16 protein-coding genes are annotated in these 13,219 nt (G+C 39.8%); 3 read left to right on the forward strand and 13 right to left on the reverse strand.

The window, feature by feature from the left end; all coding sequences use genetic code 11:
* Nucleotides 1–5: 5 nt before the first annotated feature.
* From resA to MKY17_RS18090, 12 genes are all read right to left on the reverse strand, one after another.
* Complete coding sequence (gene resA / locus MKY17_RS18035) at nt 6–536, reverse strand: thiol-disulfide oxidoreductase ResA (RefSeq protein ID WP_098370814.1); 531 nt, start codon at nt 534–536, stop codon at nt 6–8.
* A 208-nt stretch (nt 537–744) separates the two neighbouring features.
* On the reverse strand, nt 745–1,485 hold the full coding sequence (gene rluB / locus MKY17_RS18040; RefSeq protein WP_034308106.1) for a 23S rRNA pseudouridine(2605) synthase RluB: 741 nt from the start codon (nt 1,483–1,485) through the stop codon (nt 745–747).
* A 315-nt stretch (nt 1,486–1,800) separates the two neighbouring features.
* Nucleotides 1,801–2,337 carry a spore maturation protein gene (locus MKY17_RS18045; protein ID WP_098370849.1) on the reverse strand — a complete coding sequence of 179 codons (537 nt, stop codon included), beginning with the start codon at nt 2,335–2,337 and terminating at the stop codon, nt 1,801–1,803.
* A 4-nt stretch (nt 2,338–2,341) separates the two neighbouring features.
* Nucleotides 2,342–2,935 (reverse strand): nucleoside recognition domain-containing protein, encoded by a 594-nt coding sequence (locus tag MKY17_RS18050; protein ID WP_076365572.1) that lies wholly within the window; start codon nt 2,933–2,935, stop codon nt 2,342–2,344.
* Nucleotides 2,928–4,088, reverse strand: a complete 1,161-nt coding sequence (locus tag MKY17_RS18055; protein WP_098370815.1) for a D-alanyl-D-alanine carboxypeptidase family protein — start codon at nt 4,086–4,088, stop codon at nt 2,928–2,930. Before MKY17_RS18055 ends, MKY17_RS18050 begins: the two co-directional genes overlap by 8 nt.
* Before the next feature lie 148 nt (nt 4,089–4,236).
* A complete protein-coding gene (locus tag MKY17_RS18060; protein WP_339200268.1) occupies nt 4,237–5,883 on the reverse strand; it encodes an FAD-dependent oxidoreductase in 1,647 nt (548 codons plus the stop codon).
* Between the two features lie 178 nt (nt 5,884–6,061).
* A complete protein-coding gene (gene ahpC, locus MKY17_RS18065) occupies nt 6,062–6,625 on the reverse strand; it encodes an alkyl hydroperoxide reductase subunit C (RefSeq protein ID WP_063233159.1) in 564 nt (187 codons plus the stop codon).
* 443 nt (nt 6,626–7,068) lie between these two features.
* Nucleotides 7,069–7,944 carry a superoxide dismutase gene (locus MKY17_RS18070; RefSeq protein ID WP_098370817.1) on the reverse strand — a complete coding sequence of 292 codons (876 nt, stop codon included), beginning with the start codon at nt 7,942–7,944 and terminating at the stop codon, nt 7,069–7,071.
* Nucleotides 7,945–8,063: 119 nt separating this feature from the next.
* Nucleotides 8,064–8,552: a YpuI family protein gene (locus MKY17_RS18075; RefSeq protein WP_339200269.1), complete on the reverse strand. Its 489-nt coding sequence runs from the start codon at nt 8,550–8,552 to the stop codon at nt 8,064–8,066.
* Between the two features lie 22 nt (nt 8,553–8,574).
* Nucleotides 8,575–8,991, reverse strand: a complete 417-nt coding sequence (locus MKY17_RS18080) for a hypothetical protein (protein WP_260399630.1) — start codon at nt 8,989–8,991, stop codon at nt 8,575–8,577.
* 55 nt (nt 8,992–9,046) lie between these two features.
* Nucleotides 9,047–9,628 (reverse strand): SMC-Scp complex subunit ScpB, encoded by a 582-nt coding sequence (gene scpB / locus MKY17_RS18085; protein WP_098370820.1) that lies wholly within the window; start codon nt 9,626–9,628, stop codon nt 9,047–9,049.
* A complete protein-coding gene (locus tag MKY17_RS18090; protein WP_098370821.1) occupies nt 9,615–10,382 on the reverse strand; it encodes a segregation/condensation protein A in 768 nt (255 codons plus the stop codon). Before MKY17_RS18090 ends, scpB begins: the two co-directional genes overlap by 14 nt.
* A 215-nt stretch (nt 10,383–10,597) precedes the next feature.
* On the opposite strand from MKY17_RS18090, the gene MKY17_RS18095 reads away from it, so the two are divergent.
* Nucleotides 10,598–10,690 (forward strand): YjcZ family sporulation protein, encoded by a 93-nt coding sequence (locus tag MKY17_RS18095; RefSeq protein ID WP_081108854.1) that lies wholly within the window; start codon nt 10,598–10,600, stop codon nt 10,688–10,690.
* Between the two features lie 167 nt (nt 10,691–10,857).
* The gene (locus MKY17_RS18100; protein ID WP_098370822.1) at nt 10,858–11,394 is read left to right on the forward strand and encodes a DUF309 domain-containing protein; all 537 of its coding nucleotides are present in this window, start codon (nt 10,858–10,860) and stop codon (nt 11,392–11,394) included.
* Nucleotides 11,395–11,422: 28 nt separating this feature from the next.
* On the opposite strand, the gene MKY17_RS18105 is transcribed toward MKY17_RS18100, so the two are convergent.
* Complete coding sequence (locus MKY17_RS18105) at nt 11,423–11,767, reverse strand: GNAT family N-acetyltransferase (RefSeq protein ID WP_076365552.1); 345 nt, start codon at nt 11,765–11,767, stop codon at nt 11,423–11,425.
* A 581-nt stretch (nt 11,768–12,348) separates the two neighbouring features.
* On the opposite strand from MKY17_RS18105, the gene MKY17_RS18110 reads away from it, so the two are divergent.
* The gene (locus MKY17_RS18110; RefSeq protein ID WP_098370823.1) at nt 12,349–13,218 is read left to right on the forward strand and encodes a DUF1002 domain-containing protein; all 870 of its coding nucleotides are present in this window, start codon (nt 12,349–12,351) and stop codon (nt 13,216–13,218) included.
* Nucleotide 13,219: the final 1 nt, after the last annotated feature.

Here is a 13,219-nt window from a genome sequence, read left to right on the forward strand (position 1 = left end):
CAATATTATGGTTTAATTCTCTCCATATGCTTTTGGATGCTCTCTTCTGTCAAAGCTCCGGTGATGATATCTATCACTTTCCCCTCTTTATCGACCAAAAAGGTGACAGGCAATATATCCACGCGATAAGCATTTTCCACTTCCCTACCTTTATCAATCATGACAGGAAAGGTCAGATCATGCTTTGTAATGAAATTATTGACAGCATAGTCAGATTCCCCGACATTAACCGCCAATATCTCTACGCCATGGTCTTTAAAGTTTTTATATTGATTTTCCATATAAGGCATTTCGTATTCACACGGCTTGCAATATGTACCCCAAAAGTTCAGGAAGACGCCTTTTCCCTTGTAATCGGAAAGTTTATGCTCTTTGCCTTCCATATCAGTCAAGACGAAATTGGGTGCATCTGATCCTTTTCTCAGACTTTCATTCTTATCTTTAGTGAAGTTCGTATAAAGGGCAAACACTAAAGCTGCACCTAAAAGCAGGAGAATGATGGTTCTGCTAATTAGGCGTCGCTTCTTTTTATCCATAGAGATCCTCCTAAGGCCACACTAAATTTAACCATACCATTATACCATTTAACGCCATGTCCTTTTTATTTACATTTCTGAAGGTTTTGTGACATTCTTTCCTGATTCATGAAGGAAAAGGTATTTACAGGTTGTTTTCCACTACCCCATTCTTCCAGGGGAAGAATGGGGTAGTGGTTTCAACCTATTAATACAGGAAAATTCTTTCTTACATTCTCCGCTGTTTAGGTTCGGTCGTTGCTAAAGTCCGCATTAATTTAACTTCATGTGGAGTCAGCTCCCGGGAATCTCCTGCTGTTAAACCGTCCAAGGTCAAGAAACCATATTGTTCCCTCTTCAATTTAATGACGGGATGGCCAATTGCTTCGAACATCCGGCGGACTTGCCTGTTCCTGCCTTCATGTATTGTGATTTCAACTATCGCCGTTTCCTTTTTCTTGTCGGTAGACAATACCCTTGTCTTGGCTGGTGCAGTCTTGCCATCCTCCAACTTGATACCTTTATCCAACTTTTTCAAGCTTTCACGCAAAGGCATCCCTTTCACTTTTGCCACGTACACTTTATCCACTTCATGCTTCGGATGCATTAACGTGTTTGCAAATTCCCCGTCATTGGTTAAAATCAATAAGCCTGAAGTATCGTAATCCAAGCGGCCAACTGGATAAATCCGTTCATTGATGTAAGGGAAAAAGTCAGTTACGACTTTTCTATTCTTATCATCAGAAACTGCCGAAATGACGCCGCGCGGTTTATAGAATAGGAAATAAACTGGGGCTTCTTTTTCTAGCGGGACTTCATTAACCTCAACCTTATCATTAGGCCCAACTTTCACACCTAATTCCTTCACTACTTTGCCGTTCACTTTTACCTTACCTTCTAAAATCAACTCTTCTGCTTTACGGCGGGAAGCCAGTCCAGCATGTGCTATCACCTTTTGTAATCGTTCCATCTATCTTCACCCCATAGTATAATCATTCGTTTGTTATTGTCTATACATACACAATCATACAATTATTACATATTGAGAGGCAAAAACAAAAGGTTTTTCGCGAATAAGAGCTTTTCTTTTATTATTACACCAATAATGTGACGGTTAAATGGGTTGGTTTCCATAATGAGTGTAACATAGCTTATTTTTCCATACAAAAAAATGTTTCTTTTGGATGAAAGTTCGATTTCGTTTAAAAATGGAGAACTTAACATAGCCGATTGTTTAAGAAAAAAGACAAAAAAAAAGAAATGGAATCGCCCATTTCCCTAGTCTTTAATTCATACCAAAAACCAATGTGACGACGATAACGGCAGCTATGATACCGATCAAGTCTGCCAAAAGACCGACCTTTAGGGCATCACCCATTTTTTTGATCCCGACAGCTCCAAAATAAACGGTCAATACATAGAAGGTGGTATCTGTACTTCCCTGAATCGTGGCAGCCAATCGCCCAGTAAAGGAATCCGGTCCATAAACAGATATCAGGTCGCTGGTTATTCCTAAAGCGGCTGTTCCGGATATTGGTCTAATAATCGCAAGGGGTAAAACCTCAGATGGAAAATGAAGAAGGGAAAGCAAGGGGTGCAGTGATTGTACAATAAAATCCAAGGCCCCTGATGCCCTAAATACTGAAATCGCCACTAGCATCCCTACCAGGAAAGGGATGAGGGAAAAAGACATGTTGATTCCTTCTTTCCCCCCCTCAACGAAGGTCTCATAGGTGGGAACTCTTTTCAATGTGCCGTACAGTAATATACAGAGGATCAAAATCGGTATCATCCAAATTGAAATGGTGGTCATCCAGTGCAACATCCTATTCCCTCCCGCTCCTCTTTCTCTTGTAATAAAAATATCGATCTATCGCGATTCCTCCAACTGCAGAAATGGCCGTTGCTATTATGGTCGGAAAAACGATGTCCGTCGGGGAGTGGGCATCGTAATTCATGCGGATAGCAATGACAGTAGTTGGAATCAACGTTACGCTTGAGGTATTGATGGCTAAAAAAGTGACCATCGAGCGGCTGACCGTTGCTTTTCCCCCATTTAGTTTCTTTAGCTGTTCCATGGCTTTTATACCAAGAGGCGTAGCTGCATTCCCCAATCCAAATGTGTTTGCCATCATATTGGAAAGTATATACCCCATAGCGGGATGATTAGGAGGCACTTCAGGGAATAGCCATCTCATGAACGGCTTGAACAAATTGGATAGTTTATCTAACAGCCCCGATTCCTCCGCTATTTTCATCAAACCCAGCCAAAAGACAAGTATGCTCATCAGTCCCAGGCAAAGGGTGACCGCTTCCTTTGCGCTGACAAATAGAGCTTCATTCACCTGATCCATCGTCCCATTAATCATGCCAAAGACAATACCGATCACAAACATCCCGACCCAAATGTAATTAACCATTGCGTCCGATTCCCAATACCGCTTCAAATACCTCAGCCCATGAAGATTGGAATGATTGTTGCTTGAAGCTTTCTTTTGCTTCCCCATAAAAAATCGAACGACTACCTATTTTCTTTCCATCGAGATAGATGGATGCTCTGCCGACCACTGCCGGGATTTTCCTTTTATCCTTCCAAGCCCTCTGTGGCTTCAACAATTTCATTTTCACATTGACCAACTTTCTCTCTTCTTTTGTCAGTGGGTACGAAAAATCATTTTTAATGTAGACATGCCCTTTATATATTTTATTTTCCATATTCTTTACCATGCCTTCAGGTAAAATTTCTGTTGGCTTATAATCCTTAAATGCGGATTCGTACATTTGAATATGATCATTCCAATCATCCGGACCATTCAATGTCACAGCAATCAGGTCATGCCCGTTTTTTGTTGCGGTCGTGACCAAGGTACGTTTTGCTAGTTTGGTATACCCTGTTTTCCCCCCTGTGCAATACTCATACAATTGTGTAAGTAGGCGGTTTTTGTTCTTCCATACATAATCCCATTGTTCTGTGGAATTAGGTGCCCTGTGTTCCTTTGTGCCGGCAATCTTTGCATACGTTTCATTTTGCATGGCATAACGAGTGAGTATGGCCATATCATATGCGGTTGAATAATGGTTCTTCGTATTATCCAAACCATGTGGATTTGAAAAATGGGTATTTTTCATCCCGATTTCTTCCGCCTTTTGATTCATCATCCACACGAATCCATCTAGGCTTCCACCAACCTTTTCGCTGATTGCGACTGCTGCATCATTACCCGAACGAAGCATCAAGCCATAAACCAAATCTTCGAGCTTAATTCTTTCTCCTTCTTTTAAATAAAGTGACGAGCCCTCCGTCCCGAAGGCAGTGCTGCTCACCTTCACTGTTTCATCCATTAGTCCCGATTCAATAGCCAAGATAGCCGTCATTATTTTCGTAATGCTTGCTATTCGGTTCTTTTCATGAGCATTCACTTCATATATGACCCTTCCGCTATCCTCATCCATTAAAATCGCACTATGGGCACTTACGGATACATTTGCATTGGCGCTTTGTACGGGTGCAATAAAAGACAACAGGAGAATGACAATACACAAACTTGATAACCCTTTATATGGAAAACGCATGAGTGCCCCCTCGTCTCTTTACTTGTTTTTGTACAAGTTTATGCAAATGGACAAGGGTTATGAATAAAAGAATGTAAACCTTCATGATATCTATTGATTTTCAACATAAAAAAAATCGATAGGGGCCCCCTATCGATTTAGTGTTCTATCATACTAATAATGCGGCTATTTCATCGATTTTCTTAGCTCCGAATACCACTTCTTCATCATTGATGATCATGGCGGGCACGCTCATGACTTTATATTTCTTCTTGATTTCCTGGAAATTGCTTATATCGACCATTTCAGCTTCAACGTTAGGGTTTTCAATCGCAATGCGCTGTGCACCCACTACAACGTCTGGACAGTAGTGACATGCCAATGAAACCATAACCTTAATGTTCGCTTTTTTACTGATTCCCTTAATTGAATTCAATACGACTGAATCCAATGCTTGACCAGGTCCTGCCAGGTTATAGATAGCCAAAATGAAGGAATTCAACTCATGGCCGCCTGGTACACCGTGGTATTTGACGCCACTGTATTCACCATTCGAATTTAAGAGGGAAACGACAGGGAACTTATCTGCATTGATTTTTTCTTCGATTTCCGGACTTTCTCCCTTGTTGTATAACTCAAGATGCAGCTTGTCTCCTAATTCCGCAACATCCAACAAGAAGTCTCGCAATTCGACTGATTTTGGCAAACTTTCATCGACGATGGACACCAACGTTACTTCGCTCTCCATCTTGCCGAAGATTCCCTTTAATTGGCCGCGTAACGCATCACTTAATAAAGCGCTCTTACCTGCCGGGACAGCGGCCTGTTCTTTTTTCGCCGGTTTTTCAACTTCAGGTTCATCTTTGATTCCTAGGCGATCTTTTTCTTCTTCAATATATTTACCGGCATCCGTTGCTGCAATCGCCCCATCAGATACAGCTGTAATAATCTGGCGTAAGGATTTTGGCCTTAGGTCGCCCGCTGCATAGACACCTTTCACATTAGTCTTCATATCATCATCGGTTAAAATGTAACCAGCATGATCCATTTCGATATGGCTCTTGAAAATTTCTGTTTTCGGCTCATATCCTATGAAAACGAAAACTCCAAACGTACTGTCTTCTTCCTTCGCCTTATATTCAAATTCTTCTTTAGTCGCATTATTGATGAAACGGGCACTTTGAATCATCCCGTCTCCATATACCCCAAGGATCTCCGTATTGAATTTCACTTCAATCTTATCATTTGCCATTACTTTATCCACAATGGACGGGGCACACGAGAAGCTTGATTCCCGGGCGATGATTGTAACTTTTGTAGCAAAGCGTGTCAGGAATATAGCTTCTTCAGCGGCTGCATATCCTGCCCCGATAACGAAAACTTCCAACCCTTCAAAGAATTCACCATCACATGTTGAACAATATGCTACACCGCGGCCAGTAAATTCCTCTTCACCTGGAAATCCTAGTGTTCTTGGAGAAGCACCCGTTGCAATGATGACGGAGCGGGCATGGTAATCCCCGCCAAGGGTTTTAACGACTTTCACCTCACCGGAGAAATCCACGCCCGTTACATCAGCTTTGGCGAATTCAACGCCAAAATCTTCGTTTTGAAGCTTCATTTCTTCAACTAACCTAGGGCCCGATATATGACGGATACCAGGATAATTGGCTATTTCCGAGGTAGTTGCAGCTTGTCCGCCGCCAGATCCTTTTTCAAGAATTATTGTTTTTACCTTAGCTCTTCCTGCATAAACGCCGGCTGAGAGGCCTGCAGGTCCGCCACCAATAATTAATAAATCATATATTTTTTTCATCTTTTGTACTCCTTGCTGAATGATAATACGTGCTAAACTGATTATTTTGAAAAACAAAAGGCACTTATTTTAGGTAAGTGCCTTTTGTCATAAGATCTTGCTGGACGAGTTGTCCCAGTAATCGTAATCAATGCTCGGTATGTCCATTACCTGTAGAAATGGACCATCCCATTAAAAATTAAAGTTTACCTACAAGGTCTAGGCTTGGTTCAAGAGTGGCTTCACCTGGAGTCCATTTTGCAGGGCAAACTTTATCTCCATGTTCTGCTACGAATTGTGCAGCTTGAACTTTTCTTACAAGTTCTTCAGCATTACGGCCAATTCCTAGGTCATTAATTTCGTATGCTTTAATTTGTCCTTCTGGATTAACGATGAAAGTTCCACGTAGAGCCAATCCATCTTCTTCAATCAATACACCGAATTGACGGGATAAAACGTTTGCTGGGTCAGCTAACATTGGATATTGGATTTTACCGATTGTATCAGTAGCATCAGCCCATCCTTTGTGGCTGAAATGAGTATCTGTTGAAACTGAGTAAACTTCACAACCAATTTCCTTGAATGTTTCATAGTTATCTTGAAGATCAGCTAATTCAGTTGGACATACGAAAGAGAAGTCAGCTGGGTAGAAAAAGAATACTGCCCATTTTCCTTTAACATCTTCAAGTGTAACTTCTTTGAATTCTCCTGCATGGTAAGCTTGTACTTTAAAATCTTCAACTTGTTTATTGATCAATGACATAATAAATTCCTCCAATAGCTAATTTTTTTATCTGCTCCTGTTTATAATAATTATTAAATAGAAATTAGTCAATAAATATACCTTAATAATTTTTAAGTTCACAAATTGGTCACAGTTTTTATATTGATATAAATTAATTATTTTTAAAAACCCATAGTACTTCAAAGTAGCCTACTTAACACATTTCCAATGTTATTTCAAGGATTTAACTAAGACACATGCTCATTATTTCGTGATATGATATCATCTCCTTTTCAATCTAATTATAATATCCAAATGAGAATCATAAGTCGCTTCCAAAATAAAATTTGCAACTCCCCTTCTTATCCTTCCCATATTTTCCCTAAAAATTCTTGATACAATATTTCAGGCAAAAAAAAACGAACCTTCACGGCTCGTATATTTGCAATTGGTTCTCAAAAGACTTTCCTATATTTTATCAGTTATTGCTTTTTCCAGATAAGCTTTTTCGCTTCGGTGAACCTTACGGCAGTTTTCGGCCAGTTTACAACGTCCCACCATTTGTCCACATAGGCTGCCCGATTATTTTTATATTGCAGGTAATAAGCATGTTCCCATACATCAAGAACAAGGATTGGGATCGTATCCCACTGGGTCAAAACCATATGCAATTCCGATTGAAGTATTTCTAGCCGCCGCGCACGCGGAACCCAGACTAAAATCGCCCAGCCAACTCCTTCTACTTGTTTGGCAGCTTCACTAAAATGACTTTTAAAAGCTGCAAAGCTTCCAAAATCCGTCTCAATCTGATTGAGTAAATCCCCCCTTGGCTGTCCGCCCCCTCCCGGAATCATCTCTTCCCAGAACAGCGTATGGAGATAATGGCCTGACCCATGAAAGGCTGCTTCCTTTTCCCAATGTTTCAACAAGGAAAAATCTTTCGTTTCCCTCGCTTTTTTCATCATCAATTCCGCTTTATTCAGACCATCGACATATGCTTGATGATGCTTATCATGGTGCAGATACATGATTTCCCTTGAAATCGTCGGTTCCAGCGCATCATAGGCATAAGGTAACGGCGGTAGCGTATGATTCCCAATTGGCACTGATTGCCTATCCTGTATACTGAATTCTCTAGCGAGTTCTTCAATTTCCTCGTAGACCCGAGCCATCTCTTCTTCAATCAGGACCATATCCTCATAATCCATTTCTTCCTCATCCATATCTTTTGTCAACTGGGAAAGCCGTTCAATATTCGACAGCAATGGCGAATCGGTGATATCGATCTTCTCAAGATATTCCATCACTCCATCAACCCAATCACTTACCTCTTTAGCATAATCTCTTTCATCGGACATCTTGCAACCTCCTCTTAACCTTTATGCACATGAATCATCAAAGTATTTTATGTTTCGATTAAGCGGAGATTCCATTTATAGCAAAAAAACAGCTAGGCCTCTTAAGCCCAGCTGTTTCATTATCTTGACTGTAACATTTTCGTCCGGTAATCCGTTTCATAAAACTCCAATTCTTCACGCATGGTCTGGAATCCACTTTCCACGGCCTTCAGAATGGATATTATGCTGTCAGGTACACTTTGGTGAAATTTAATCGAGTTTTTTCCTGTATAGGCAGATCTGCTGTCCTCAAACCACCGATCTGATTTTGGGGAAAAGTATTCTTCGATACATTGATGATAAACTCTATAAAGCGTCTTTTCAGCTGCAGCTTTATTGAAAACATCATTTTTCAGAACGATTTGGCAAGCCTCCAAGCCCTCTTCACAACTTACAAGCATTCTTCTTAAACTAGAAAGGATTCCTTTATAATAGGTTTCATCCCCGCTTTTTTCCTCTTGCAGCTTAGAATAGGTTGTCTCATTCATAAATTCTTCTAGTTGAGCCACTGTCGTTTCTAAAAACCCTTTTACATCTACAAGCTGAGATTTTACCAATGTATTCCCCAACCGTGAACCCTCCTCAAAATGATTAAGATTGAATATAATAGTCAACATGTGACTCTATATCATATGGTTTAGCTTGGTCAATAGATATAAACACTTTCTCCAATTTTTCAAAATCTATATTTTCGAAATAACCAGCCATCTCTTTTTCTGCATTTATATAAATACGTTTTCGGTTAACCAGGCTCGGGTCTTTGAGTAGACAGACCATTGCAATGATATCAGCCATATAAATATCTCTGTTAGGGCTTTTGAATATAGGGTTGGCGGGATATGGGGTCCAACGAGTGACCATCTCATCAAAATAGCGAAGATACAGTACATTCAGCGTCTTATCTTCTCCATCCTTTATGTATTGTATAACGGATCGATTAAAGAAGTCCTCAGGTGAATTTGACTTTTCCTTTTCAAGCCCAAATCCATTGCATGCTACAATTCGCACCCGCAATCCCCCCGCATTCATTTTTTTCTATATTATCACAATTTATTGAAAAATGTTATTCGATTGTTTGCTGAAATTTTTCAAAAAACAGATCGGCTTCATCATTTTCAAAGCCATCATCCGAATTATCGGCGAGAGGCGGTAATTCATCAATGGAATTCAGGCCGAAGTAATCCAAAAACTCTTTTGTTGTCCCATATAAATAAGCCCGGCCCGAGCCTTCAGCACGTCCGACCTCTTTTATTAAGACTTTAGTGACAAGTGTATGAATGGGGCGATCCGTTTTCACTCCGCGAATTTCATCAATTTCAGCTCTAGTAATCGGCTGTTTATAGGCAATGATTGCGAGTGTTTCCAAAGCCGCCTGGGACAATCCTTGAGTGCTTGATGTTTCCACCAGCCTTTTCAAGTAATCCGAGTGCTCTTTCTTTGTCGTCATTTGATAAACACCCGCTATTTCGATTACCTGAATCCCGCGTACATCCGATATATATTCTTCTTTTAAACTTTCAACGATGTCCGTTGCTTGATATTCCGTAATTTCCAGGACAGAGGCAATTTGTTTGACGGATAGTCCTTCATCTCCGGCAGCAAACAATAATGCCTCAAGAATCCCTTTCCAATTAATAACTTCCAACTGGTTCTACACCTTCCTTAGCAGCAATCATGATATCCGAAAAATTATCTTCCTGTTCAACGATGATTTCATTTAATTTCATCAGTTCCAGCACCGCCATAAAAGTGATGACGATATGCTCTTTAACCGGGAGCGAGAACAGTTCAAAAAAACTTTTCTTTCCTTTAATCGATTGTAACTCAATCATGATTTCATCCATTCGTTTCTCTATCGATATCTCTTGTTTCGTTACCTTCGTGTAAAGCGGCTTTTGAATTTTTTGCCTTCGCAGCAGTTTTTGAAGAGCCCCCAACATATCGTATAGACTTATATTCAACTCTTGCTTATCACTTTCCGCTTCTTTTACATAAACCGATAAATCACTTGGGGGTTTGGTGAAAATCAAGCTTCTTTCTTCTTCCATCCCTTTAAATTCTTCGGCTGCATTTTTATACTTTTTATATTCTAATAGTTTTTCCACAAGTTCATCACGTGGATCTTCTTCAAATATTTCCCCATCTTCATCAATCATTAGTTCATCTTCATGCTTTGGAAGCAACGTTTTACTCTTGATGGCTAGCAGCGTTGCAGCCATCACTAGATATTCGCTGGCGACATCCAATTCAAGATGCTGCATCGTATGGATGTAACTTAGGTATTGATCTGTAATATCTGCCATCGGAATATCGTAGATGTCTATTTCCAGGCGATTAATCAAATGCAGAAGTAAATCCATCGGTCCTTCGAAAGCGTCAATTTTTATATTATAACCCATTAAATTACCTCATTTAAATCTAATTGGCCGATATAGACCTATTTCTTTTACTAATCAAGTATAGTGGATTGCCGCCCTTTATCCAAATAATAATTTACTGACCTTAGAAAAGTTTTTATTTGGGATTACCATCAAATGGGTCATTGCCCAATCACATTCCGAAATCCAACATAACCTAGAAATGTAAGAATAGCAGAACAAAGGAGGTACTCATTATGGGTGCAGGTGGTTTTGGACACGGCGGCGGATTCGCGTTTATTGTAGTATTGTTCATATTATTAGTTATCGTCGGTGCTTCATGGTGTTAATTCATGACTGATGAATCAAGCTGATTGCCTTGCAATCGGCTTTCTTTATTTTCCAGGAAAAAATTCTATGCTAAACTTAGTGAGTATACATAGTGGGTGTTAAGCTAAAAGAAAATGGCTTTTTGCCTTACTTTAGATGATTCCATCAAACAAAAGGGGTGCTCCTATTGAATTACGCGGAAGACTACCTTTCTTTCCTTGTCCATTTCCATGGGCCAAGGGATTACTTCGAATGTCATGAAATTCTTGAAGAATATTGGAAGGAAACCGCACCAAAAGAGCGTGACTCTCATTGGGTCGGACTCATTCAAATTGCGGTTGCCCTGTATCATGATCGCAGGGGAAACAATAAAGGGGCTGCAAGGACCCTGTCTAAAGCCCTGGCAAATCTCCACCTTAAAAAGGCCGAGCTCCTGAAGTTGGGACTCGATCCAGAACGACTGTTCAAATTGCTCGAGGACACCCATGAGCGAATGTTATCACAAAAGCCATATAAAAGCATTAATCTGCCGATAGCCGATCAAAGCTTGATTGAAAAATGCCAGTCCATCTGTTTGCAAGAAGGGTACATATGGGGTACAGATAGCGACATGGCTAATTCAGCAATAGTTGATAAGCATCTAATGCGTGACCGTTCGGATGTCATTTCCGAAAGGGCTCGGCAGCTTTCCCTTCGAAAAACAAGAATGGAGGACCGCCCTTAAAGGTGGTCCTCCATTCAAGCTTTCCTATTCAAAAATCTTCACACCTGTCAAGAAAGCTTTCCGTAAACTCATTTGCTTTTAATTCTTTGTCAGGATATTGCTCCTTGATGGCCCTGACCATCGTTTTACCGATACCTTGCTTCCGGAAGGATGGATTTACGGATATATGTTGTATCTCAATGTGGTTTGGAGAGACTTCTATCCCGATCAAGCCCGTAATCTCTTCATCTTTCCATAAGAACAGCTGTAGATTTTCATCCGTTTCATAATTCTTCATCGTATTCCGAAGCGTTTTTATCTCTTTTTCATTTGGCATGAAAGATAATAATCCCATGGCAAACTTCTCATAACTTTTCTTATACTTAATCAACATAATATCCCTCGTTACTAAATAACGTTTTTATTATCTTCCTGTTTCCGATTAATTTGCTTTGAATAATAATCCTCACATATAACATTTACATCATACATAAAAACCTCGTTCGTTTCAACATCACTTTCAGCACTTGATTTATCGCTGTGCTATGTGCTAAGCGATAAACAGCCAATATACGATTCCCCACATCAAAGCGATAATAAGCATCATAAGTAAAAGAGCCTTATTACTTTTCCTCATTCCATACTCCCTTTATGAATGGTCCAAATATTTAAATAACGAATTCATTCTACTATAACTTAACACAAACTGACAAATATCCTTGCAATCTTGCTTCGATTTTACTACATTGGTAAAGTGATCTAGGTTCCTAGAGTGCCCTCTTAGGTATAAAAGACAAAGATACACCAAACTTTTTCGTTAAAAAAACGTAGCTATCTTGGGCTATATAAATTTTTTTCAGGAAAATATGTATCTTTTTTATCCTTTGTTTCGTCAAATACTATGAATCTGATTTAAAGTGCCGCCCTTTTATTGAAAGATTCCCAATTCAGAAGGAAAAGTTAAGGAGGATTATCATGAAAAAAATGAATAAATGGGTCATTGTGACCATTTTATTATGTCTATTATTGCCATATAAAGCTTTTGCAGATGCAGCTGTTGGTGAAATGATCGTCACACTTGGTGAGAATTTGACAAATGAACAAAAAAATATGATCTTATCAGAAATGAAAGCACCAAACGATGTTGAGGTTCTAACGGTTACAAATGCGGAAGAACATGAGTACTTAGGAGACTATATCGCTAGCCGTCTGATCGGTACAAAAGCGATTTCATCTTCTGCCATTACTTTAGAGGAAAAAGGTACCGGACTTAAACTGGAGTCGAAAAACATTAACTGGGTTACCGATGAAATGTATATCAATGCACTAGCTACTGCTGGAGTAAAAGATGCTACCGTTTATGTCACAGCACCTATACCCGTTTCCGGTACAGCGGCTTTGACAGGAGTCATTAAAGCCTATGAAATCTCTGCCGACAAGAAGATTCCTGAAGATGTGAAACAGGCAGCGAATGAAGAAATGGTGAAAACAGCAAAATTGGGTGACGAAATCGGTACAGAAGAAGCCTCTTCACTGGTTACGAAAATCAAAGAGGAAATGGCTGCAAATCCACCAGCCAATACTGAAGAGGTCCGCGAGGTTGTCGAGTCTTCAGCAAAAGACCTTGGAATCACCTTAAATGATGCTCAAACTCAAAGTTTAATTGATTTATTCAATAAGCTAAAAGAATTGGATATTGATTGGAACGCTGTCGGTGATCAGCTTACTGCAGCTAAAGATAAACTTTCAAATTTTCTTGAATCCGAAGAGGGTCAATCATTTCTGGATAAATTGAAAGAAGTCTTCAGTAGTTTAATAGACGCGATCAAGTCACTTTTCAGCTGAT

It is taken from the genome of Peribacillus sp. FSL P2-0133 (assembly GCF_037975445.1).
GTDB classification, from domain to species: domain Bacteria; phylum Bacillota; class Bacilli; order Bacillales; family DSM-1321; genus Peribacillus; species Peribacillus simplex_E.